Annotated in this window: 25 protein-coding genes and 1 pseudogene; 10 read left to right on the top strand and 16 right to left on the bottom strand. The window is 71.2% G+C overall.

Going from position 1 to position 22,626, the window contains the following annotated elements; translation table 11 throughout:
• Positions 1-40 precede the first annotated feature (40 nt).
• On the top strand, positions 41-847 hold the full coding sequence (locus tag ACSNOK_RS10165) for an SDR family NAD(P)-dependent oxidoreductase (protein WP_436780278.1): 807 nt from the start codon (positions 41-43) through the stop codon (positions 845-847).
• A 381-nt stretch (positions 848-1,228) separates the two neighbouring features.
• On the opposite strand, the gene ACSNOK_RS10160 is transcribed toward ACSNOK_RS10165, so the two are convergent.
• Entirely contained in the window at positions 1,229-2,743 is a 1,515-nt protein-coding gene (locus ACSNOK_RS10160) for a monooxygenase (protein ID WP_436780277.1), read from the bottom strand.
• Between the two features lie 64 nt (positions 2,744-2,807).
• On the opposite strand from ACSNOK_RS10160, the gene ACSNOK_RS10155 reads away from it, so the two are divergent.
• Positions 2,808-3,473, top strand: a complete 666-nt coding sequence (locus ACSNOK_RS10155; RefSeq protein ID WP_436780276.1) for a TetR/AcrR family transcriptional regulator — start codon at positions 2,808-2,810, stop codon at positions 3,471-3,473.
• A 155-nt stretch (positions 3,474-3,628) separates the two neighbouring features.
• Here the strand turns inward: ACSNOK_RS10155 and ACSNOK_RS10150 are convergent, their stop codons facing one another.
• The 4 genes from ACSNOK_RS10150 to ACSNOK_RS10135 all read right to left on the bottom strand — a co-directional run bounded on the left by ACSNOK_RS10150 (position 3,629) and on the right by ACSNOK_RS10135 (position 6,063).
• Positions 3,629-4,135, bottom strand: a complete 507-nt coding sequence (locus ACSNOK_RS10150) for a hypothetical protein (protein ID WP_436780275.1) — start codon at positions 4,133-4,135, stop codon at positions 3,629-3,631.
• Between the two features lie 144 nt (positions 4,136-4,279).
• Positions 4,280-5,056 carry a GNAT family N-acetyltransferase gene (locus ACSNOK_RS10145; RefSeq protein WP_436780274.1) on the bottom strand — a complete coding sequence of 259 codons (777 nt, stop codon included), beginning with the start codon at positions 5,054-5,056 and terminating at the stop codon, positions 4,280-4,282.
• Between the two features lie 71 nt (positions 5,057-5,127).
• On the bottom strand, positions 5,128-5,202 hold the full coding sequence (locus ACSNOK_RS10140) for a 50S ribosomal protein bL37 (RefSeq protein WP_436780285.1): 75 nt from the start codon (positions 5,200-5,202) through the stop codon (positions 5,128-5,130).
• 48 nt (positions 5,203-5,250) lie between these two features.
• On the bottom strand, positions 5,251-6,063 hold the full coding sequence (locus tag ACSNOK_RS10135) for an SDR family NAD(P)-dependent oxidoreductase (protein ID WP_436780273.1): 813 nt from the start codon (positions 6,061-6,063) through the stop codon (positions 5,251-5,253).
• 648 nt (positions 6,064-6,711) lie between these two features.
• Here ACSNOK_RS10135 and ACSNOK_RS10130 point away from each other — a divergent pair.
• Together ACSNOK_RS10130 and ACSNOK_RS10125 are read left to right on the top strand one after the other, a co-directional pair.
• Positions 6,712-7,044 (top strand): hypothetical protein, encoded by a 333-nt coding sequence (locus ACSNOK_RS10130; protein ID WP_436780272.1) that lies wholly within the window; start codon positions 6,712-6,714, stop codon positions 7,042-7,044.
• Between the two features lie 200 nt (positions 7,045-7,244).
• The gene (locus ACSNOK_RS10125; RefSeq protein ID WP_436780271.1) at positions 7,245-8,474 is read left to right on the top strand and encodes an epoxide hydrolase family protein; all 1,230 of its coding nucleotides are present in this window, start codon (positions 7,245-7,247) and stop codon (positions 8,472-8,474) included.
• Between the two features lie 197 nt (positions 8,475-8,671).
• Here ACSNOK_RS10125 and ACSNOK_RS10120 read toward each other — a convergent pair whose 3' ends face one another.
• The 4 genes from ACSNOK_RS10120 to ACSNOK_RS10105 form a co-directional block, all read right to left on the bottom strand.
• A complete protein-coding gene (locus ACSNOK_RS10120) occupies positions 8,672-8,998 on the bottom strand; it encodes a hypothetical protein (protein ID WP_436780270.1) in 327 nt (108 codons plus the stop codon).
• Positions 8,968-9,756, bottom strand: a complete 789-nt coding sequence (locus ACSNOK_RS10115; protein ID WP_436780269.1) for a hypothetical protein — start codon at positions 9,754-9,756, stop codon at positions 8,968-8,970. The genes ACSNOK_RS10120 and ACSNOK_RS10115 overlap by 31 nt, the downstream gene beginning before the upstream one ends.
• Positions 9,757-9,953: 197 nt before the next feature.
• Entirely contained in the window at positions 9,954-11,423 is a 1,470-nt protein-coding gene (locus ACSNOK_RS10110) for a hypothetical protein (RefSeq protein ID WP_436780268.1), read from the bottom strand.
• Positions 11,420-11,773, bottom strand: a complete 354-nt coding sequence (locus ACSNOK_RS10105; protein ID WP_436780267.1) for a hypothetical protein — start codon at positions 11,771-11,773, stop codon at positions 11,420-11,422. The genes ACSNOK_RS10110 and ACSNOK_RS10105 overlap by 4 nt, the downstream gene beginning before the upstream one ends.
• A gap of 472 nt (positions 11,774-12,245) precedes the next feature.
• Here ACSNOK_RS10105 and ACSNOK_RS10100 point away from each other — a divergent pair, with 472 nt between their 5' ends.
• Complete coding sequence (locus tag ACSNOK_RS10100) at positions 12,246-12,395, top strand: hypothetical protein (RefSeq protein ID WP_436780266.1); 150 nt, start codon at positions 12,246-12,248, stop codon at positions 12,393-12,395.
• Between the two features lie 115 nt (positions 12,396-12,510).
• On the opposite strand, the gene ACSNOK_RS10095 is transcribed toward ACSNOK_RS10100, so the two are convergent.
• Positions 12,511-12,972: a hypothetical protein gene (locus ACSNOK_RS10095; protein WP_436780265.1), complete on the bottom strand. Its 462-nt coding sequence runs from the start codon at positions 12,970-12,972 to the stop codon at positions 12,511-12,513.
• A 204-nt stretch (positions 12,973-13,176) separates the two neighbouring features.
• Between ACSNOK_RS10095 and ACSNOK_RS10090 the strand changes: the two genes are divergently transcribed.
• A complete protein-coding gene (locus tag ACSNOK_RS10090) occupies positions 13,177-13,548 on the top strand; it encodes a hypothetical protein (RefSeq protein WP_436780264.1) in 372 nt (123 codons plus the stop codon).
• A 24-nt stretch (positions 13,549-13,572) separates the two neighbouring features.
• Here the strand turns inward: ACSNOK_RS10090 and ACSNOK_RS10085 are convergent.
• The 4 genes and pseudogenes from ACSNOK_RS10085 to ACSNOK_RS10070 all read right to left on the bottom strand — a co-directional run.
• Positions 13,573-13,752: pseudogene (locus tag ACSNOK_RS10085) on the bottom strand (IS21-like element helper ATPase IstB); the annotation flags it as partial.
• A 28-nt stretch (positions 13,753-13,780) separates the two neighbouring features.
• On the bottom strand, positions 13,781-14,383 hold the full coding sequence (locus tag ACSNOK_RS10080; protein WP_436780263.1) for a CGNR zinc finger domain-containing protein: 603 nt from the start codon (positions 14,381-14,383) through the stop codon (positions 13,781-13,783).
• Positions 14,384-14,904: 521 nt separating this feature from the next.
• Positions 14,905-15,756, bottom strand: a complete 852-nt coding sequence (locus ACSNOK_RS10075) for an MBL fold metallo-hydrolase (protein WP_436780262.1) — start codon at positions 15,754-15,756, stop codon at positions 14,905-14,907.
• Between the two features lie 609 nt (positions 15,757-16,365).
• Complete coding sequence (locus ACSNOK_RS10070; protein WP_436780261.1) at positions 16,366-16,803, bottom strand: nuclear transport factor 2 family protein; 438 nt, start codon at positions 16,801-16,803, stop codon at positions 16,366-16,368.
• A gap of 392 nt (positions 16,804-17,195) precedes the next feature.
• Here ACSNOK_RS10070 and ACSNOK_RS10065 point away from each other — a divergent pair, with 392 nt between their 5' ends.
• Positions 17,196-18,008, top strand: coding sequence for an alpha/beta fold hydrolase (locus ACSNOK_RS10065; RefSeq protein WP_436780260.1), 813 nt, complete (start codon positions 17,196-17,198; stop codon positions 18,006-18,008).
• Between the two features lie 85 nt (positions 18,009-18,093).
• Complete coding sequence (locus ACSNOK_RS10060; RefSeq protein ID WP_436780259.1) at positions 18,094-18,987, top strand: alpha/beta hydrolase; 894 nt, start codon at positions 18,094-18,096, stop codon at positions 18,985-18,987.
• Between the two features lie 430 nt (positions 18,988-19,417).
• Here ACSNOK_RS10060 and ACSNOK_RS10055 read toward each other — a convergent pair whose 3' ends face one another.
• Positions 19,418-19,873: a MarR family winged helix-turn-helix transcriptional regulator gene (locus ACSNOK_RS10055; RefSeq protein WP_436780258.1), complete on the bottom strand. Its 456-nt coding sequence runs from the start codon at positions 19,871-19,873 to the stop codon at positions 19,418-19,420.
• Positions 19,870-20,844 (bottom strand): helix-turn-helix domain-containing protein, encoded by a 975-nt coding sequence (locus ACSNOK_RS10050; RefSeq protein ID WP_436780257.1) that lies wholly within the window; start codon positions 20,842-20,844, stop codon positions 19,870-19,872. Before ACSNOK_RS10050 ends, ACSNOK_RS10055 begins: the two co-directional genes overlap by 4 nt.
• A gap of 423 nt (positions 20,845-21,267) precedes the next feature.
• Here ACSNOK_RS10050 and ACSNOK_RS10045 point away from each other — a divergent pair, with 423 nt between their 5' ends.
• Together ACSNOK_RS10045 and ACSNOK_RS10040 are read left to right on the top strand one after the other, a co-directional pair.
• A complete protein-coding gene (locus ACSNOK_RS10045; RefSeq protein WP_436780256.1) occupies positions 21,268-21,666 on the top strand; it encodes a UbiX family flavin prenyltransferase in 399 nt (132 codons plus the stop codon).
• Between the two features lie 42 nt (positions 21,667-21,708).
• On the top strand, positions 21,709-22,269 hold the full coding sequence (locus tag ACSNOK_RS10040; protein ID WP_436780255.1) for a quercetin 2,3-dioxygenase: 561 nt from the start codon (positions 21,709-21,711) through the stop codon (positions 22,267-22,269).
• Positions 22,270-22,626: the final 357 nt, after the last annotated feature.

Here is a 22,626-nt window from a genome sequence, read left to right as displayed (position 1 = left end):
GTGCTGGCCGCCGAGGTGCGGGCGGCGCAGGCTCGATGCCATGAAGACCTGGTTCATCACCGGCGCCTCGCGCGGCTTCGGCCGTGTCTGGGCCGAGGCCGCTCTCGACCGCGGCGACCGCGTCGCCGCCACCGCACGCGATCGCGAGACCCTGCGGCCCCTCGTGGACTCCTACGGGGACGCCGTGCTCCCGCTCCGCCTCGACGTGACCGACCGGGCCGCCGCGACCGCCGCGGTGAGCCGGGCCGCCGAGACCTTCGGCCGCCTCGACGTGGTCGTCAACAACGCGGGCTACGGCCTGTTCGGCATGGTCGAGGAAACCACCGAGGAACAGGCACGCGCCCAGCTCGACACCAACCTCTTCGGCCCGCTGTGGGTGACGCAGGCGTCCCTCCCGTACCTGCGGGCCCAGGGCGGCGGTCACCTCCTGCAAGTGTCCAGCCTCGGCGGTCTCGCCGCCTTCCCCACGCTCGGGCTGTACAACGCCTCCAAGTGGGCCCTGGAGGGGATGAGCGAGGCCCTGGCCCAGGAGATCGCCCCCTTCGGGATCCACGTGACCCTGCTCGAACCCGGCCCCTACGACACGGACTGGTCGGGCGCCTCCGCAGTGCGCACCGAACCGCTCCCCGCCTACGAACCCGTCCGCGCCGCCCGCCGCGCCGGCGCGTCCGCCCGCACCCCCCAGAGCGCGCGAGACACCGCCCCCGTCATCCTCGAACTCGTGGATGCCGAAGCACCGCCCCTGCGGCTCTTCCTCGGCACCTACCCCTATCCGGTCGTCGAGGCGGCCTATCGGAAGCGGCTCGACACATGGAACGACTGGCGCCACCTCGCGGCCCGGACGTGACCGGCACGGAGCACTCCACGGCGTCCGGCACCGGGTACGGGAGACCTCGACGATGCCCGGGGACCACGTCGGCGTGACACGACCAGGGACCGCGGGGGCCGACTCGCCGTAAGCGTCGGCCAGTTCCTCCTGCACCTACTGGTCCGGACGCTGAACGGCCGCCGGTTCACGCAACAGGTCGCCCGTCGACCCCTCCCGTCGGCGAGCGCTACCCCCGCGCCGGGACCGCCTGCCGCTCCGGGCCGCGTACGGGCCGCGCCCACGCGTCGGCGCGCCTCCTCGCCGTGACGCGGTAACCCACCGGCCGGCGGGCAGGGCGAGGCGCACTGCCCACCGTGGAGCTCGGACCCGCCATCAGCCGACCCACGCCCCCCTGCCCCCTCAAGAGGGCGTACCCGCCCAGGCGGTCAGCGCCCGGACCCGTTCGTCGCCGCGCGCACGGCCGTCGGTGGTGCGGGTGGCCCAGGCGACATGGCCGTCGGGGCGTACGAGGACCTCGGTCACCCCGTCGAGGTCCGCGTGTTCGTCGTACGTGTCGACGGTGACGGCCGTGACCCGCGAGCCCCAGCCCGCGTCGACGGTTTCCCGAAGGGCCGGGTCCCCGGCCGGAGCGAGCAGGACGAAGCGGCCCCGGGCGAGCAGTTCGTACACCCGCGTCGCCTCCGGGTCGGCGGCGGTCAGCCCGACGTCGGGCATACGCCGGCCGACCAGCGGATCGGCACCCGGGGCCGCCGGCGGGTAGCGGGTGCCGAGCGCGGAGACCTGGTCGGCGAGCCACCGGTTGACCTCGGTCATGCCCAGCAGGCGGTCGAGGAGCCCGCGCAGGGCCGCGGCCGGACGCCGGTACCGCGCGGTCACCGCCAGCTCCGCGAGCAGGGTCTGGACCTCGGTGTTCTCGGTCACCGACCGGCCGACCGGCCGGCGCTCCCGGTCGTAGCTGTCCAGCAGTCCGGGCGGGGCCCAGCCGTTGATCACGGCGGCCAGCTTCCATCCCAGGTTCATGGCGTCCTGGAGCCCGGTGTTGAGCCCCTGGCCCGCCGCGGGGAAGTGGATGTGGGCGGCGTCGCCCGCCAACAGGACGCGTCCCGCGCGGTAGTTCGCCGCGAGCCGGGTCGCGTTGCCGAAGCGCGACAGCCACCGGGGCTCGGAGACCCCGCAGTCGGAGCCGGCGATCCGGGTGAGCGACGTACGGAACTCCTCCAGGGTCACGGGCTCCCGGGCCGGCACCCGCATCCGCTCCGGATCCAGGTAGACGAACCGCGTGAGCCCTCCCTCCAACGGCGCGACGAGCACGCCACGGGCCCGTGCCACGTCGAGGGCGCCGGGCCCCGGGGCGACGACCGTGAAGTCCCCGAGCACCCCGGTCAGGGTCTCGTCGGTGCCGGGGAAGTCGATCCCGGCGGCCTGCCGCACGACGCTGCGTCCGCCGTCACACCCGACCGCGTAGAGGCCGCGTACGGTCTCGGTGCCGCCGCCGGGGACGCGCGCCTCCACCTCGACCCCGTCGCCGTCCTGGCTCACCCCGAGCACCTCGTATCCGCGGCTGATCTCCACCCCCAGCTCGTGCGCCCGCTCTTGGAGGATCGCCTCGGTGCGCGCCTGGGCCAGGAAGAGGGTGTAGCCGTGCCGGGAGTCGAGACTGCTGAAGTCCAGTCGGGTGGGCAGTCCCGCGAAGTGCCAGCCCGGCACGGGCCGCCCGAGCGAGAGGAACCGGTCGAGCAGCCCGCGCTGGTCCAGGAGTTCCACGCTGCGCGGATGCAGGCTCAGCGCCCGCGAATCGCGCTGCGGTTCGGTGCGGCGCTCCAGGATCCGGGTCCGTACGCCGGCCAGCGCCAGCTCGCAGGCGAGCATCAGCCCGGTCGGGCCCGCGCCCACGACGATCACGGCGGTGTTCATCAGAGATGTCCTCTCTATTTAGTGAACGATGTTCACGTGAACGCCGTTCACTATAGTGAGGGCCATGAGCTCCCCGTCAAGCCCCACCAGAGGACGGCCCGCCCGACTCGACCGGGCCCGCACCATCCGCACCGCCCTCGACTTGCTGGACGAGTCCGGCCTCGACGCGCTGACCATGCGCCGGCTCGCCGATGCCGTGGGCGCCCAAGCCGGCGCGCTGTACCGCTACTTCGCGACCAAGCAGGACCTGCTCACCGCGATGGCCGAGCGCATGGTCGACGGGGTCGCCGACGCCGCCGGGCCGGCGGGGGACGGCGACTGGAGCGAGAGAGCGGCACGCCTCGCCCGCGCGCTGCGTACGGCCCTGCTCGCCCACCGCGACGGCGCACGCGTCTTCGCCGGTACGCACTCGACCGGCCCGAACACCCTGGGCTTCGCCGACAGCCTCGTCGGCGTCCTGCGCGAGGCGGGCTTCGGCGACGACGAAGCGGCTCGGGCGCTCTACGCGGTGGCCAACTTCACCGTCGGCCACACCCTGGAGGAACAAGCCGCCCTCCGACCGGAGGACGGGGGGACCACCGACGCGGGGGACCTGCGCGAGGCGGTGGAGACAGGGACGTACCCGCACCTCACCGCCACCCTGCCGGTGCTCACCAGTACGGACTTCACCGCACACTTCGAGTTCGGACTACGGCTGCTCCTGGACGGACTGCGAGCCGCCCGGCAATGAACCCGTGAGCCGGCGAACGGCTGGATACCGACGGCCGGCGGTGGTCGCGGCTGCGCCTAAAGGGGGGGCGGAACCCGCGTCTTCGCACCCGTCAGGTGGACCGACGTACCGTCAGCCGGATCAGAGGAAGACACTCCTCGCGATATGACGGCACCTCAAACACCGCCGCGCGCAGGGTAAGTGTGGTGACGGCGGCCGTCACCGCCATCGACGCCGAGCTGCGGCGCAAGATCGACCAACTGACCGAACACCGCCGCCCGGTCGCCCGGCTGGCCGGCGGCGAGGGGCTCGTCCTGCCGCCCGAGGTGGTCGCGATCCTGAACAGGATGCGCGGTCTCGGCGTCAGCGAACGCATGGTACGGCTCGAACGGGACGTGTGGATTCTGATGCAGGCACTGGACCCGCAGTCCATGCGGCAGGGGATACGGGACAAGAACGCCGCCTTCGGCGACCCCGAGACGACGCGCCTGTACCTCGTCTGCGACCGGTCGCTCGACTGGGACCCCCACGACCCGCGCGTGGACCGGCTCATCGACGAGCTCGACGCATGGGAGGTGGACCACGGACGCGACAGCAGCGAGCGCGGGAACCTGGGCCTGGTCTTCTCCCGGATCGCCGAGGCGTCGCCGACGTGGCAACGGATCCTCGACGAGATAGCCCACCGCGCCGAGCCGCCGGGCACGACAGCTGAGAGCGGCGCCCCCACGAGCCGTCGCCGACGCGCGCGTGCATCGGCGCCGGTGGTCCACGAGTCCGCGGCCGGACCGCGTACCGGCCCGGCGGCGGCTCTCCGGGTTTCCATGGGTTCAGCCGACGGCCGGGGCTCCGAGTGCGTAGTGCACGTAGGTGTGGATCGGCCGGAATCCGGACTTCGCGGCGAGGTGGCGGCTGGGGTGGTTGTCGCGGGAGCAGGTCCAGGACGGGATGCGGCCGCGGGCGGTGACGTCGGCGCACAGCGCCCGGATGCAGGCGGCGGCCAGGCCTCGGCCGCGCTCGGCGGGCAGGGTGGCCACGGCGATGTCCTCGTAGCGGCTGCCGGCGAAGAGGGTGCAGGCGAGGGAGAGCAACCGGCCGTCGCGGAAGGCGCCCCAGCCTCGGCCCGACGCGGCGAGCCCTGCCGGGCCGCCCCAGCTCTCGGTGATCCAGGCGAAGTCGGGGCCGAGGGCCCGGACGGCCGGCGCGTCGGCGGGGGCGAGCGGGCGGACCGTCACCGCGGGGGCGAGCCGCACGCAAGGCACCGAGCCGCCGGCATGGGCCCAGATCATGCGCTCCCAGGGGACGATCCGCTCGAATGCGCTGCCGAGCAGCGGCAGGAAGCGGTCCAGGGCGACGGCATACCCATGGGCCAGATGCGCGAGGCCCCCGGGGTCGGTCGCGCACGGGTCGCCGGCCAGGACCGCGTAACCCGCGCAGGAGACGGTGGCCGCCCGCGGCCGCAGCGGGTGGTCGGCCCACCACGTGCCCCGCCCGACGCGGGCGGCGTGTTCGGGGAGGGCTCCCACGCCGGGGCGGCCGGCGGGGAACCAGACGCGCCATGCCCGGGTGGCGGCCGGCGGGGTGCGGAGGGCGTTGGCGTTCGGCATGGCGACTCCGGAACCCGGGGGGCGGGGGGGTTCCTCACCGCCCGTCCCCCCCCGGTGGCGATGACCGGCGGTCAGTTGCAGGCCCTGCTGCCGTGGTTGGCCTTCTTCTTGCGGCGGGTTCGCTTCTTACGGGCGCGCTTGGACACGGGTGCCGTTCCTTCTCTCGATAGCGGGATGCCAGGCGTTGCGGCCGTTCAGGCCGTCTGCGCGACCAACTGGTCGGCGAGCTTGCACAGTCGGCGCACCGTCCGGTCCTCCATGGCGACGGGTGCGGCCGGGGACAGGGCGGTACGGTCGTAGTACGCGCCGGGGACGAGCTCGGCCGTCGGGTCGCACAGTCGTACGACGCGCTCGGCGCCCTGCGAGGCGGAGTCCCCCTCGTGCGCGTACAGCGGCAGCAGCGCCGTGTCGCAGACGCCGGGGTGGACGCTGACCGACGTCCACGGCGCCTGCTCCCGAGCGAAGATCGTCAGGGCGAGCTGGGACTGGGCGTAGGCGGCGAGGCGGGAGTAGCGCTTGGTGCGCTGGGGGTCGTTCCAGGCGATGGACGCCGTGCGGTGCATCGACGACGACACGTTGACGACGCGGGCGCCGGGGCGGGCGCTGAGCGGGCCGGACAGCTCGTGGGTGAGGAGATAGGCCGCCAGGAAGTTGACCTGGAAGGAGAGCTCGTTGCCGTCCGTGGTCACGGTGCGCCGCTCGGGCGCGGCGACGGCGGCATTGTTGACCAGGACGTCGAGGACGGGGTGCTCCTCGGCCACACGGGCGGCCATGGCGCGGACCTCGTCCAGCCGGGAGAAGTCGGCGACGACCAAGCGCAGCCGCAGGGTGTCCGCGCCGGCGGCGACCAGGCGGGCGACGGCATCGTCGCCGGAGGCCTGGTCGGGGGCGTGCAGGATGACCGTGTCCCCCCGGCCGGCGAGCAGCCGGGCGGTCTCCCAGCCGATGCCGGAGGTGGCACCGGTGACCAGCACGGTCCTGGGAGCGGGCGAGACAGCAGAAGACATGGGAATCCACTCCGGGAATGCGAACAGAGCGGCAGCCGTGTCCGCCAGGTGGCGGGCTGCCGTGCGAACGGAAGACGACTTCAGTCGGCGGTACACGCGAACGTGGATGCTGACAGGCCGTGTTGAGGTGCGGAGACAACGCACCGGTCGGTGCGCCGGGCGCGCCCCTTCACGGAAGGGAGAACGCGCTCAGCGCACGGAACGTGAGCAGCGCGCGGTGCCGGGCAGCGCCATATGAGGCGGCCGGTCGTCGTGGCGCAGGTGGCTGTTCACGAGAACCATCCAAGGCAACGGGACGGCCCGGAACAAGCCGCCGGCCATTTCCCTGACGCGCTTCTGACGCGTCATCACCGGCGCCCGCACGACCAGCCGGATCACACCGGATGTACGGGATACGCATCTGAGATCGAGGCAGTGTCCGGCCGCGATCACGTCCCTCGTCCGCCGCCGCCCGTCGCGTCCTCGCCGCCGCTGTACCGCCCGTGCTCGCCGCTGCCCCCGTACTGTCTGCGGGTGGCGGTTCCACCGTTCGGGGCAACGGCCCTCTTGTGGGTGATTTTCCCTCAGGGGTGGGTGAGGGACGCTTGGTCGGCCGGGGCCGAGCCCCTCCGGGGCCGGCGGTCCCTCCGGCGGAAAGGAGATCCGACCATGCGCGCACTGAGGCGCTCGGCAAGGATGATCGCCGCCATCACTGGTGCGGCGGCGCTGATGGCGGTGACCGGTACGGCCACGTCCGCCCAGGCGGCGGAAGGGACGTTCTTTTACACACGCGCCGATACGGGACGCGAGACCTTCCTCGGCTCGACGCCGAACGGCCAGTGCCTAGCCGTCCCGGGCGGCGCCCGCCAGGCGGTCAACGACACCGACACGGACGCCCGTCTGTACACGAACAGCAGTTGCACGTCGTCCAGCAGGTTCCTCGGCTCCCGGCAATCGGACGAGTACACGGCCCCGTACCCGACGTTCGTCCGGTTCGGCTAGGGGCCCCTTCGGCAGGGCCTCACCGGAGCCGGAGCCGAATCACCCGGAAACCTCAGCACCCCTCACGAAAACGATCTCCGCGCGGGTGCCGCCGGTCCGGTGAACCGGTCTGTGGCGTCGCCTCCGGAACCGAATCCGGCCGTATCGCCCTCTAGCGTCGCTTTCGTCGGCTTCACTGCTGGTTTCGGAAGGATGGCGCCATGACGGCTGACGACCGCACACGGTTCACGATCGAGGTCCCGCAGGCCGAGCTGGACGACCTGCGGGCCCGGCTGCGGGCCACCCGGTTCGCCCCCGACCTGGACAACGAGGACGAGAAGTACGGTCTCTCCACGGCGTACCTGCGCCGGCTGGTGGAACTCTGGGCCGACGGGTTCGACTGGCGGGCCGCCGAGAAGCGCCTGAACACCGCCTACACCCACCATCGGCTCGACATCGGCGGAACCCCGGTGCACTTCGTGCGCGAGCCCGGCACAGGCCCGGCCCCCACGCCGCTGATCCTCACCCACGGCTGGCCCTGGACCTTCCTCGACTGGACCCGCGTCCTGGGCCCGCTCGCCGACCCGGCCGCACACGGCGGCGACCCGTCCGACGCCTTCGAGGTGATCATCCCGTCCCTGCCCGGCTTCGGCTTCTCCACCCCGCTCACCAACGGGCGGGAGAACTACGTCGACATGGCCGACCGCTTCCACACCCTCATGACCGAGACCCTGGGCCACGAGCGGTACGCGGTCTGCGGCTCCGACTACGGCGCCCTGGTCGCCGCCCAGCTCGCCCACCGCTACCCCGAGTCGGTCATCGGCGTCCACCTGGGCATGCCCGCGCCACTCCCCGCGTTCCAGGGCTACCGCTACTGGGACATCACCGGCGGCCAGGACATCCCCGACGGCGCGAGCCCGCAGCTGGTCGCGGACCTGGAAGGTCTCCGGGACACCCTCGCCTCCCACCTGGCCGTGCACTGCCTGGACGCCCAAACCCTCACCCACGGCCTGAACGACTCACCCGCCGGGATGCTGGCCTGGATCCTCAAGCGGTGGAAGTCCTGGAGCGACCAGAGCGCCGTCTTCGAGGACGTCTACCCGGACGAGCACATCCTGACGACCGCCACGATCTACTGGGTCACCCAGTCCATCGGCTCCTCGATCCGCGCCTACAAGAACGCCCACCTCTATCCCGAGCCGAAGGACCGCTGGTCCACCCCGGCCATCACGGTGCCGACCGGCTTCACCTTCCACCTGGGCGACCATTCCTCCCCGGGCATCGACACCCCCGAGCAGTACGAGGCGGCCATCCGCCACGGCATGACCCCGCACGTCTACGGCGACCTGCGCCACGTCAACGTCCACCAGCGCGGCGGCCACTTCGGCCCCTTCGAAAACCCCGACGCATGGACCGGCGACATCCGCCAGACCTTCCGCCCCCTGCGCTGACGCCGACAGCCGACGCGGCCGCACCCTTCGGTACCCGCCCGGGGGCGAACCGGCGCGCCCGGCCGGACGCGCCCCGCGCGGCGGTCGGCCGGCTCCGCCGGCACGTCGTGGAAGTACGTCTGCCGCGTGGCCGGGCCGGCCGCGCCGCCCCCCATGCCACCCGTCCCGCGGCCCCGGGCCACCCCCGGAACCCGGGATCAGCCGGCCGGACGGAGCTGACCCGGTTCGTACTGGAGTTGGAAGGTCTGCGCGTGATCACCGTCCATCCAGTACAGGGTCATGGTCGACAGCATGCTCCTCTTGACATAGCGGGTGCGCGAGGACATCCCTTCGTCCTGTTCGACGATCCACGCTTCCACGCGTTCGGGCAGGCCGAACCTCAAGACGTACGCGTCGGGGTGCGCGGCCGAGCGCAACTCCCAGACGGGGTGCGGAGCCGGCTGATCGATTCGACGGAGGCGCACCGCGTGGGTGGGATGCTCTTTCGCGTAGTTCACGAAGTCGTACAGTTTCTGCGAGGCCATTCCCAGCACGAACGGCGCCGCGGGAAAGGCCAGGACGAGTCCGAGCATCGATCGGCTGTACAGAGCGTCCGCGAGGCGGTCGAGCGGGGGGCGGAAGACCTCCGGCAGGGGCACGTCGCCCGAGTACGTACCCAGCAGAGAACCCGTAGGTACTCCCGCATCGTGTGTATCTTCGGCCGCTGGGCGGCGGGAGAGGCCGTGAGCGCCGCGTGCAGGGCGTCCGCCTCGGTTTCGACCAGTTTCCGCAGTCCGTCGAAGTCCGGACCGGACAGATCGATCAGGGATATCTGGTGTGCGAGCGCGTAGTCCTGCGCGTCCTTGCTGAAACCGGACGTAGAGAAGATCGCGTAGTTGTAGCGGTACCGAGTCCTCGGCCGACGCGACCCCAAGGAGCCGAGCGTGGTGGTCTCCCCCTCGTTCACGTCATGAATGACACCGTGGCCGTTGCGCACCGTGGCCAGGCCGACCGGCGTCGAGGACAGGTACTTCGCCTCGACGAACAGGCGGACGGGCAGCGAGAACGGCGGGACGTACCGGAACTGCCCGAGGGCGTCGACCTGGTGCCATGCTCCGCGTCCACGGACGAGCAGGCCGTTCTTGCCTTCCTTCAGCACTTTCCACGGCTCTTCGTCCCGGTCGTCCCGGTGCGAGAGGAGCTCGAAACCACTGGACCGCAGCAACCAGGCGAGTACCTCCTCCAGGAGGTACCCGCGCAGTGGCCCCTTGCCTATCACTTTCCCAGTCACTTTGCCTGTCACGGCGGTGATCTTATGAGGGCGCGGAGACCGCGGTTGCGCCGAAAGCCGGTCGGCCGGCCGGGCCGGAGGAGGCATGCCGGGCGGCCCGCCTCGCTACAGAGCAGAGCCGCGGAGAGTGGAGGCCCCCTCGATATCACACTGTCAATCTCCTCACGGACGCCCACACCCACTGCCTACCGCAAGTCCAGGCACCTCCATCACTCACCACGGGGCAATCGTCGGGCCAGCAAAGTCGCGGCTACGACCGGCAGTTCGCGGAGGTCATCATCCGAGAGACCGTACGCTTCACTGGCGGTCCGGATGAAGTGGACGAGGGCGTAAAACGCCAGAGCGGTGGTCTCGTCATGCGCGGTGCGGATCATGGCATCGGGCACTTTCCACGCCCGCATCGCCCGGCGTGTGTCCCCGGCCAGCGCGTAGAGGGCGCCATCGCGCAACGGACTGTCGGCCAAGGCGGCTGCGAGTGACTCGTCGGGTCGGCGCAGTTGTCCATCGAGCCGTACCACCTCCCGCACATGACTCTCGCTCGGCGCGACGACCTCCGCGGGGGTCAGGCCGACCCAGTCGAAGCCGGTGGGGCTCGCGCCGAAGTCCGCCGCCCTGTCCGTCGCCTCTGCGAGGCTGCGCGTCAGAAGTTCCAGACCGTAGCGTTCCGAATCGATCCGCTTGCGGAAACTCGCGTCGCGGCGCCCCAAAGCTCGTTCGTGATCGTGTATCCGGGCGTCGCTCAGGGACAGTTCGACGAGCCGGGCGGCCCGCTCACGCGCCGGGCGGTGTGTTCTGCCCCGTCTGACCATCAGGGCTTCTTCCAGCGATTGCACGGCCGACATCCCGATGACGGCACTCACCAAACCGTAGAACTCCCCGCATTCTTCCAGCCATTGTCTGCGCACAAAGGGAATACCGGACGCGTGCTGAATCATCGCGTCCGCGTTCACGAGGTTGACGGCTTGGAGAGCCAGGAAATCGGCTTGGGACTCCTGTTCCGGCGATTGGGAGCACTCGACCTGGTGGGCGAGCACATGGTGGGCCATTTCGTGGCCGAGAAGGAACCGGATCGTCAGCAGCAAGAACAAGTCGGCCGCGTCGTGATGCCGGGAACCATCCTCATCGCGTCGGTCTTGCCGGGTGATCACGACCGTGGCGACACCATGAGCCCGACGGTTGGCGTGGTGATACCGCAGTACCGAGGCCAGCCGTGCCGGATCGCCGACCAGGGAGCCCTTGAAGTGAGCACGAGCGAAACGGAGAAAGGCCTTGAACATCGATTTCGTCTCGAAGATCGATGAGAGCTCCCAGCCGACATGCCGGCAGTAGGAGGTGCACAAGGCGGCCAGCGAGTCCGAGACCAGCACCAGACCGGATTCATCCTCTTTCGGGGCATAGAGCGTTGAGACCGACTGGCTGCTGGTGGCTTTCACCACGAGCCGGGAGAGCCGTTCCCCTCGCCCGAGCGTGGTGAAGGCGGAGGCGAGATCCGCGGCAGCATCCTCGAGTACCTTGGCCAAGGAATCCCCGAAGAGCTCGGGAAACGGCAGCCGCCACCTCTGATCACCGCTCAACGCGCCTATGTCGGCCATGTTCTTGTGGAGGTACGAGGCATAGCTCTCCTTGCCCACCGGGGCGAAGTTACGCCCGGCCTCCTCAGCCATCGACTCATCGGTCATGGCAGCGGCGTGTGACCGGAGCACAAGGAACCGACCCCGATCCGGGCCACCAGAACGGCCACCAACGCAGCCTTCGCCGGGTCCCCGGCGAAGTCGCCGAGAATCTCGTACAGCGCATAGGCATCGATCACCCGGTCCGAGTGGCTGGTGCCCACAGCCGCCTTGAGCCGTTCGTGCCCGCAGATCCTGCTGCGCAGGTCGTCCAGCTTCCCGTGGAACCATTCCCGGCCGAACCGGCGCGGAAAGTCGGGATCGCTCGGACCGACTCCGAGAGTACCGCCGAGCAGTGATGTGCCCAGCAGCGCGTATATTTCGTCGTCAGTCTTGTCCAGGTAATCGTCGACGGACACGGCCCCTCCCCCGTCACGGCGGCTCCGGTCACCCGAGCGGTGCGATGGCTCCCTGTCTGGCTGTCGGTCCCGCCAAGCAGCCTTCTCGGCCTCGCTCTACAGACTGGATCTCCACGCCGCCTGCCGCTTACAACTCCTCCGGCGTCATGCGGTGACGCGTTTCCCTAGGAGCCGCCGGCCTTCTCCATATCTCGCGTCGTGAGGCGGCGCGCCCCCCAGTCGACTGCACACCTGGACGTTAATGGTGCGGTGGCTGATTGTCAGCGGCGCACCCGGGATGAGACGCGCCGCGGGCGTACGCCCCTGTGCGGACGTCCCACGGCAGTGTCCCCGCCGCCAGGCAGACGAAGATCACTCACAGTATCGCGACTCGCCGCTCCCCGGATTCGGCGGTTCCGCAGCAACCAGTACTCACGATGCTGCCTCAGCGGGGACACGAACGGCGTGTCCTCAACCACCCGAGCCGAGCCACTTGCCCCACAGGTCGCACCTCGCGCACATCACCGACACGCACTCCGACCCGATCCAACAGCGGTCTGCCATCCATATCGGCGCCGCGCTGCTGGGGCACCTCGGCGTCCAGATCACCCGCGGCTATGTCGCCTCCTCGACGAGGAGGTGATCCGCCAAGTTTACTAAGCCTTCCGACGGCGAGTAGTTCGCCGTAGCTGCGCGTATTCCGGCTCCTTGAACCGCTTCCCCCTCCCTTGGCCGGCAGGGGCCGCGCCCGGTGGCGCTCATGCACACGTATCGTCGACGTCGGAGTCGATCACCGCGCTCAGGTCCCGCAAGGCGCCGTCGTATTGGTGACGGTCGAACCGGAACGGACCGAATGCGACATAGTCGCGGGTCTTGCGGTGCGGTTGCTCAAAGGCGTCCCAGGTCACGAAGTCGGTCGTCGCGGTGATGCGGGCCATGAGGGGCCAGCATCCCCACTCGCCGCATCCACAACCGAGAACGGGTGTCTTCGGCCCCATAGCGCTGGTGGACCGTCCGAGGAAGTGATCCTGCATCGGGCCGAACCGGAAGAACGCCGGAATCAAGCCCCCGTAGAGGTCGCCTGCGGGCTGCATCCCGGCGGCCATCTCGAACTCGTCGACCAACTCGGTGAGTAGTGCTCCGTCGATGCGGGGAACGATCACGAGCGGGCCATCGTCGCCACGGTGCCGGCAGTCGAACCGGATGTCATTACTGGTCATCCAGTGATTGTGTCAGCAGAATCCGTTCCCCCGAGGCTGCGCAGGTCACCAAGTAGGAACGGTAGTCGGTAGGTTGTGAGAACGATCGTCTGTCGGCAGTCATGAAAATGCCGGTGAGAAGTAGGAGCGGCCTGCGCCCTTGTCTCGCGGTCCCGGTGCCGGATTCCCAGACCATCGGAGCCGTCCATGAGGAACAATCGCCTCATGGACAGGATTGTTGATCTTGATGAGGCGGCTGCGGTGCTGGGTCGTCAGGCGGTGGGCTGGAGGTCGGCCGGCCTTGAGGTCGGCCAGGTGACCTGGAGGGATATCCAGGCGTCGTGGCCCCAGCCCCTGGAGACCGACAGGGCTCGCGTCCACGACCCCGACTCGGTCGGCGTGGTCCTCTCCGGTCCTGGAGAGACCGAGCTATCGGTTGTGCTGTTCCGGGGCGGCTGGGCCGACGTGGACTACATCGCCGGCCTCGATGACGCGGGTTCTCTCCCGGCCTCGAACATCGCTTCAGTGGCGGACTTCGAGGCCCGGATGAATCAGTGGGTCGGTCGTGTCTTCGGAGTGTGTGACGGGACTCAGTGAGCGTCGGCCCATCTCCGTCCAGCCGGCAGGCCGGTGTTCGGCGCGGGTCCGGGTGGTGGCGGGGCGGTAGGGGTCGGTGCCGGTCTCGATGATGGCGCCGCCGAAGGCGAGAGGATCCACGACGGCCGCGCGGAGGCGGGGGCCGGTGAGGATCTCGGTCCAGCCGGAGAAGGACTCGTTGGAGGCGATGGCGATGCTGTTCTTCCCACGGCACCGTCGCCCTCGGTGAGGGCTACGCCTGGCCGGTGGCGCGTCGGCGGGCGCGGTAGGCGCGCAAGTTGGCGGTGTTTCCGCAGGTCTTGACGTCGTGCCAGACGCCGCTGTTGTTGCGGGAGCGGTCGAAGAAGGCCACCTTGCACCGAGGGTTGCGGCAGGTCTTCAGGCGGCGGCGGGTGTCGGCCCGCTGCCCCTCGAACGCCGCCGCGACGACCAGCGCGGCCAGGCGGCGCCACCCGGTGCCACGCGGTTCGAGGCGGACGAGGCCGTCCTGGCCGAGTTGGAGCGCCGCGGTGGCGGTGTGCAGGACCGGCACGGGCTCCTCGGCGTCCTGGGCGGCATCGGGCCCCAGTGCGACGAGCGCCTGTAGGTCGTCGCGGAAGGAGCGCAGCTCGGTGAGGCTCTCGGCGTCCAGGATGATGTCGGGAACGGCCTGCCCGACGCCTTCCGACCATCGTGCCGTGGCCTCGTTCACCCACGTCTGGGCGGCTTCGATGTCCTGCAGGAGATCGGGCTCCCGAGGCGCACCGGCCGAGATGGTGTTCAGCAGGTCCTGGACCAGGCCGAGGCTGCCCGGGGCAGCCTCCAGGTCGTACCGTGCGGTAGCGGGCCACGGCATTGCTGGTGGTACCTCCTGGACGACTGGACCGGCGAACCTTCTCATCCTTTCACGGCGCGGGTGAACCTCCCGGGGCTGAGCCCCCCGGGACACCTTCCGCCGCGTGCGCGGACTACGAGAAGTCCCCCGGAGAGCACCGTGGTGTGCGCGACCGCGCGACGGCCACGGCGTGGGAGTGCCGGTGGTCAGCAGCCGAGTCCAGCGCGAGAGGCAGGGATCCCGCCGGTACGTGGCGGCGCCCGAGACGGTTCGGCGGCACGGCACACCGGGGGCGTCGGGCCGTGGCGCCCCTACGGCGTTCCGGTACCCGGGGGCTCGCCGGTGGCGGTGGGCATGGGTCCGTCTCTCGTCCTGAAACGCGCGGGAGCGTGGGAGGCGCCTGCGCGGCAGCGTATCGCTCGCCGCCTGGACGAGGGCGAGCCTGCCGGGAGCGGGTTCCAGGCCGTGCCGGCCGTGGCCGGCCAGGTCACGACGGGCGCGGTGGGCACCTCTTCCCCGCCTGCGGGAGGACTCGGGGCGGTTCAGGACCCGAGCAGGCCGACCGCGCCGTACCACAGCGGTCCGGGGTTGAGACGGTCGCCGTGGAGCCGCATCATCCGGTCGAAGAACTCGCGCGCGGTGGGCTTGTCGTCCAGCAGCCGCTGGGCGTCCCGCAGGTACTGCCGCGTCTCGTCGATGGTGACCGGGTCGTCGGGGCGGTCCTTGTTCTTGTGCCCGGCGACGACGGCGCGCGGTTCCAGCTCGGCGATCCGGTCGAGGGCGCCCAGCCAGGCCGCCAGGCCGCCACCGCCGCCTTCGAGGATGTAGGGGTGCACGTCGTTGTAGACGATGTCTCCGGCCACCACGAGGCCGATCGACGGTACGTGGAGGAAGGTCGTGTCGTCAGTGTCGGTGTGCCCGGCCTCGTACGCCCGGACGACGTTGCCCTCCAGCAGGAAGCCGTCGGCGGGGAGGGGACGGGCCAGGACGGGCGTGGCCGGGATCTGGCCGGGGAAGAGCTTGTCCCACATCTGCTCGCGGCCGGTCGTGGCCTGCTGGTGCATCATGCGGATCGTGCCCTCGGTCGCGTACGCGACGGCGCCGGGGAAGCGTTCGACGAGCTGTGCCGTGCCGAACCAGTGGTCGCCGTGCCCGTGCGTGGCGTAGATGACCGCGAGCCGTTTGCCGGACCGTTCCACCCAGTCGCCGACCTGCCGGATCTGGTCGTGGGTGAAGGGCGGATCGACCAGTACGGCGTCCCGCTCGCCGTGGATGAGGGTGGAGGTGATCGGGGAGGAGACGATGACCTGGCCGTCGGGCATGCGCTGGTCGCCTGCGCGGGGGGCGCCGGGCGAGACGAAGACCTCGTAGGACAGGGGGGTGGGTGTGGCCATGGCGGCCACCTCCTCTCGTGCGTAGGAGTGAGTGGAGGGATCAGGCGCGGGTGGGCAGTTGGGGGTGGAACTCGCCGAGTTCGCCGGACAGGGCGGCCCTGATCCGGCGGTTCGCGTGGTCGGCCTCGGACGGGGGCGGGCGCGGAGGTACGGGCTCACGCGGAGCGTGCCGAGGGCGTGCCGTGCCGAATGCGAACTGCCAGCCGTGCGGACTGCTCGCCGGGACGTCCGAACCGGTGGTCAGCCCGGCGTTGCTGATCAGCAGGTCGCGTCGGGCGCTGCCTCGGCGGCCGCGTGGAGCTGCCGCGGGTCGCCGATGCCGAGCCGGACCGACACGAACTCGGGGATGCGGACGGGCCCGGGGTCCCGGGCACCTGCTTGGACCTTGGCCGCGCCGCGCTCGAAGCAGTGCCGTGCCGCACTGTGCGGCCAGGCCCCGGTCAGTTCCGGTGACGAGGGTCAGCGCTCCGTTGATCGGCATGGTTGTTCGCCTCATCCGGGGGCCCCAGCCGTGGGGCGTCCCCAATCGACCGTGCGGGGGGGTGAGGCGCGTCCGTCCGCCCGCCCGTCCGGACGCCGCCGGAGCGGCGACGGGTGCGGGCCCGCGGATCAGGCCCGGTGGAAGTGGTCGCGCCCGACGGCGTCGCCGACGCGGTTGCCGAGCTCGTTGGAGAAGGTCAGCAGGTTGTCCAGGGGACGGTGCTGGATGACGGCCCGGGTGATCTTGCCGTCCTCGTCGACGGTCAGGATGGTGGAGCCCCGCAGCTCCTTGCCGCCGAACGCCTTGGCCTCCCACTCGATGCAGGTGCGGGACCCGTCGGTGATCTCGTACGTGAAGACGAGGGCCTCGTAGATGCCGCTGGCGGCACCCATGACCTGTTTGACGTTGTCACGCCCCTCGACCGGGCTGCGCAGCGCGCTGGCTTCGAGAACCACGTCCTCGGCGAACGCGGCGGCGAACGCCTCGGCGGACTTGGCCGCGAACGCCTTCGTCCAGGGCTGGGCCTCGACCTCGTCGGTGGTGTTCGTCTTGGCGGTGCCGCTCATGGGGATCACTCCTGCTCTGTGGTGCGGTTGCTCCCGCACTCGGGGAAGTGACGGGGCCTGCCTCAAGGGCGTGTAATAACCGTAGCACTTTTACCTATGTCGACAAGCGATGCAGAAAGGGGCACACTCCCCCAGTTAGCTGGGGTTCCTACCGCAAGGCCACCCCTTGTCGGACACGAACGTGCGACCTATGGTTCTGTCAGCCGACGGGCTGCGGTCGTGTCCTTTCGGGGCTCACCGGCTCAGTTCGACGGCGGCAGCGTGCTCGACGCTCACCACGGCAGGCGGATGACGCGCCTGGACGGCCGCCGCGCGGCGCGACGGTCACCGATCGACACGCCCGAGTGGTCTCCGTCCGGAGCCACCACGACTCCCGGGAGCGGAGGAACCGTATGAGAGCCGAAGGCAGCCCGGACAGGCACACCCACCTCCAACACCCCCACAGGGACGATCGGACGCTGGTCTTCGTCCACGGATTCCTCGACGACAGGCACGTCTGGGACGGCGTGATCCGGGAGCTGAAGACCCGGGGCGTCCGGACCGTACGGCTGGACCTGCCCGGAATGGGCGAACGCACGGGCGCCGACGGCCCGTTCACGCTGGAGCGGTTCGCCGCGGAGGTCGCGGCCGTCGTGGACGACCTGGACACGCCGGTCGTACTCGTCGGCCAGAGCATGGCCGCGCCGATCGTGGAACTGGTGGCCGCCGCACGCTCCGCGCGAACGCTCGGCCTTGCCCTGGTGACACCCGTTCCACTCGCCGGCACGCGGCTACCGGACGAGGCTGTCGAACCCTTCCGCGCGCTGGGCGGCGACCCGCGGGCCCAGCGGGCCGTACGGCAGCGGTTGTCCAGCGCACTGGCCGAGGCCGATCTGGACCGGCTCACCGCGGTCGGCGCCCGGGTGCGGCCCGAGGTGGTACGCGCACTGGTGGACTGCTGGAACGCCGGCCACCCGGACGGGCAGCGGCCGAGCCGCTACCAGGGCCCCGTGCTGGTGATCCGTGGCGCGGACGACGGCTTCATCACCGAGGGCCTGGTCGCCGAGGGAGTGCTGAAGCGATTCGGCTCCGTCGAGGCAGTCACGGTCCACGGCGCCGGGCACTGGGTGCACGTCGAGCGGCCCGCCGCCGTCGCCGCGCTGCTCGATGTCCTTCTCGCCGCGGCGCACCCCGCCGACGCCACCGCGCAGGACGCGCGACCGTAGCGGACAGACCGCGCGCACTTCCCTGACGGCGGCCGACCTGCCACGGCTTCACAGGGCTTCGCAAGGCTTCACAAGGAGACGACTCATGACCCAACGCACGGACATCGCCTTCCCGGCGGAAGGCGGCATCACGCTGCGCGGCTGGCTGTTCCTCCCGGACGGCCCCGGCCCGCATCCGGCGATCACGATGGCCCACGGCTTCGCGGGCGTGAAGGAGCACGGGCTGGCGCGCTTCGCCGAGGCCTTCGCCGCGGACGGCTTCGTCGTCCTCGTCCACGATCACCGCACGTTCGGAGGCAGCGAGGGCCTCCCTCGCCAGGATGTGGACCCCTGGCGGCAGATCGACGACTGGCGCCGCGCCATCTCCTTCCTGGAGAGCCGGCCGGAGGTCGACCCGGACCGGATCGGCGTATGGGGCACCAGCTATGCCGGCGGCCATGCCATCGTCCTCGGCGCCACCGACCGGCGCCTGCGCTGCGTGGTCGCTCAGGTGCCCACGATCAGCGGCTACGAGCAGGGCCTGCGCCGCGTCCCACCGGAAGCCACCGCCGCCCTGGAGGAGGCGTTCGCGCGGGACGAGCGGGCCCGGTTCCGTGGCGAGGCGCCCCTGACACAGGCGATCGTCAGCGACGATCCCGCCGTCCCGGCGGCCTACCGGACCAAGGACGCCATCGACTTCTACCTCCGGCGACTGCCCCCGGGGGCCTGGGAGAACCAGGTCACCCTGCGCTCTACCCGCGCCGCCCGCATGTACGAGCCCGGCGACTGGATCAGCCGGGTCTCCCCCACCCCGCTGCTGCTCGTGGTCGCGGACCACGACACCGTCACGGTCACTGACTTGGCGCTGGCCGCCTACGAGCGTGCGCTGCACCCGAAGAAGCTGGTCCTGCTGCCGGGCGGCCACTTCGACCCGTACCTCGCCACGTTCGAGGAGTCCAGCGCGGCGGCCCTCGAATGGTTCCGCCGGCATCTGGCATGAGGGCTCGCCACCAGACGGACCATCAGTACCGCCACCGTCGGAGTCCCCATGCCCGCCTCAGGCACACCATCGGCGCCGGCGACATCGTCGACTGACCCGACCCGAACGGCGCCGAATTCGGCGCGCGCTCTTCGAGCACTGCCTGAGCGTCTTCAACGCCTTCGAACGCCCGCCCGTACCGGTGGCGCGGGCGGAGCCGGCCTAGTGGAGGGGGGCTGTCAGAGCAGGACGCCGCGGTGCGGGCGCACGCCGAGGAGCCGGACCTGCTGATCGCCGGCGCACCGCCGCAGCGCGGGATCGGGCCTCGGCGTCCGATCACCGCGCCTTCGGCGGCGACGGGCTCCGGAACGCGTGACGACGCGGGCCGGTGCCCCGCGCCTACGTGCCGCACGCGGCCGCCTCTCCGCGTGCGAGGTCGAGGTGCCGTCCCTCACGATGGCGGCGTCACCGCGTCGGTGTCGGGAGCGGCCGGGCCCCAGGGGCGTTCGAGGATCCGGCGCAGGGTGGTGACGGAGGACGGGCCCAGGCGTCGGCCCAGTTCGTCCTCCAGGTGGGCGATGAGGGTGCGGGCGAGGCGGTGCACACGCCGGCCCTCGGCGGTCATGACGATGGTGCGGCGGCGGGCGGAGGCGGGGTCCGGGATCTGTTCCAGCAGGCCCATGCCGATGAGGGCGTGGACGGCCTGGTGGGCGCTTTGCCGGGCGACGTTCATGCGGCGGGCGAGGTCCGAGACGGTGGTGCCGTCGGGTGGCATGTGGGCGAAGACGTTCTGCTGGCCCAGGGTGATGGGGCGTTCGCCGGCGTCCGCCATGGCGGCGGCGAGCGCGGTGTCGAACCAGTGCTTGCCGTCGGCGAGGAGCTGGGGGAGGTTGCGGTCGGGGGTCATGAGACGTCCTCGCTGGTGTCGTCGGCTGTCGGCCGGCCGCCGGCGGAGTGGCGGGAGGGGGCGGGTGCGGTGCCGGCGGCCCGGGCGCGGAAGGCGGTGGGCGTGGTGCCGGTACGGCGGCGGAAGAAGGCGCTGAACGCGGTGGCGTGGTGGAAGCCGACGCGTTCACCGATGGCGGCGGGGGGCAGGGCGGTGTGGGCGAGGAGACGTTTGGCCTCCAGCAGGACGCGGTCGTCGATGAAGCGCTTCGCCCCGCAACCGACGGCCGCCCGGGTGGCGCGGGTGAGGGTGCGCACGCTGTAGCCGAGCCGGGCGGCGTAGTCCTCGGCGCGGTGGGTGTGGGGGAAGCCCTCCTCGACGGCCTGCCGGAAGCGGCGGAAAGGCTCGTCGCCGGGGCCGTCCGGCGGAGGGGAGCCCTCCGGGTGGGCGAGGTGGAGCAGCAGGGCGGACACCAGACTGCGCATGGCTTCGATGTGGGCCTCCGGCGGCAGCATGGCCACATCGCCGTAGCCCTCTTCGAGCGCCCTGCGGACGTGGCCGAGGGCGGGCGCCCGACGGGCGGAGGGCCGCAGCAGGCAGCGGCGGGTGTGGTCGTCCGCGCCGGTGACGGAGACCGTGGCGGGGCTGAGGAAGCCGGACGGGAAGAGGATCGCGGTGCCCTCGGCCTCGGACAGGGGCGTGAGGAACTGCAGGACCTGTCCGGGCCGTATCCACAGCCAGCTGCCGGGGATGACGTCGACGGTGCGGAAGTCGACGGAGCAGCGCAGGTTTCCGGTGGTGACGGTCAGCAGCTCGTGGAAGGCCGGGCGCCGGGGCCGGTGGAGGTCGAGGCCGTGGCCGCGTGCCCGTGCGGCGAGGCGGGGGAAGTCGAGCACTTCCACGCCCGGCGGTGAGCCGGGGGTGGGGCGGTAGGGGACGGCCGTGATGCCGTCGGCCGCTCCACTGTCCCCCGCGTGTCCGTTTCTCTTCATGTGTGTCTCAAGTGTAAGGGGTGGCCGCCTGACGCCTCCTTAGCCTTGAGGTGCGGTAGTTGACGACGAGACGGCGGAACGGAGATCCCCGAAGACGTGGCGCTCCCCGGTGCCGCTGCCGCTCGGCGACCGAAAAGCATCAGTGAGGAGGGCCGGTGGTCCGACCCCCATGAAGGAGGGCAACCGTGCCGCTGATCATCGGGATGGCGGGAGCGACCGGCGCGGTGTTGGGCGTCCGGCCGCTGGAGAACCTCCAGCGGCTGCCGGAGGTCGAGACGCACGCGATCTGCTCCGCCGGGCCCGGTCGACCGTCGAGCCGGAGACGGGACGCTCGGCGCGGGAGGTCGCCGCCCTGGCCGGTCACTTCTACGCGCCGGAGGGCCAGGCACGCCGATCGCCTCGGGGGCGTTCCGCGTCGACGGCATGGTCATCGCGCCGTGCTCGATGAACGCGATGAAGCCGCCGGCCGGGTATCCGTACCGGTTACGCCGACGGCCTGGTGACCCGCGCCGCCGACGTGGTGCTCAAGGAACGGCGCGGACTGGTGCTGGTGCCGCGGGGACGCCGCTGAGCGAGATCCGCCTGGAGAACATGCCGGCGCGGGCCCGGGTGGGCGTCCGGATCGTCCCGCCCGTCCCCGCCTTCTACAACCACCGCGAGAGCTTCGACGGCATCACCGCCCGGGCTCTGAACCGGTTCGGCCTGCCGGCGCCCGCCGCCCGGCGCCGGCAGGGCATGCGCGGGGCCCGCCGGGAACGGCCCCCGCCCGACAAGTCAGCTCACAGCAGCGGAGGCGAGACCGCACCCTCCTATGTCAGGTAGCCTGACATACGACCTTCAGCGGTCTCCAGCGAGGAGAGAACCTTGACCATCGAGTACGCCACCCGCTACCGAACCCACTCCCAGATCCCCGCCGAGCCGGGCGTCCCCTACTTCATCGAGAAGGGCATGGGCGACCGCGCCCACCTCTTCGGCGACCTGTTCACGATCTACGCGGGCGGTGAGCAGACCGAGAACACCTTCAACTTCTTCACCGCCGAGGGCCCCAAGGGCGAGATCATCCCGGCCCACTCCCACCCCGACACCTACGAGGTCTTCTACATCACCGACGGCGCGGTCCGGCTGTTCGTGGAGGACCTCCAGGGCAACCAGCACGAAAAGCTGCTGACACCGGGAGACTTCGGCTTCGTCCCGAAGAACTGCCCGCACGCCTACCGCATGGAACGCCACCACAGCCGGATCGTCGGCGTCGCCGCGGGCCCCGGCGGCACGTTCGAGCGCTTCTTCGAGAACCTGGGCGCCCCGACCGACGAGCTGACGCTGCCGCGGGAGCCCGTCGTTCCCGCCCCGGAGAAGTTCGCCACCGTCCCCCGGAAGTACGACGTGCACTTCATGCCGGACCACCAGTGGCGCACCGGCAGCTGAAGCCCGGCTGAGGTCCCTCGCCGCTGTGTGAAGACCCTGCTCGCAGGGGTGCTGGTGGGGGCCTGTACGTGGTGGTGCGGGTGAAGCCCCCCGCACCACCGCCGGTCGCCCTGTGCGGCCTGCCGGGCATGCCGCTCGGCCGGAGCGCGCTGGGGGCGCCGTGAGGGCCCCGGTGCGGGCCGCGCCGCGCCGCGCCGACCGCCGGGCGGGCCGGGGCCGCGCTCACGGCCGGACTGCTCATAGGGACCGTCTACTGGGCCCTGAACATCACCCCGCCCGCCCCTGGTCGACCTCGCCGGCCTGACCGGGATCGTCCCGGGCGAACGCGCCGCGACCGCCGCCCGCAGCCCCCTCGCT

Source organism: Streptomyces sp. URMC 126 (assembly GCF_051386555.1).
Classification (GTDB): domain Bacteria; phylum Actinomycetota; class Actinomycetes; order Streptomycetales; family Streptomycetaceae; genus Streptomyces.
This window is presented reverse-complemented; position numbering and strand designations above follow the sequence as displayed.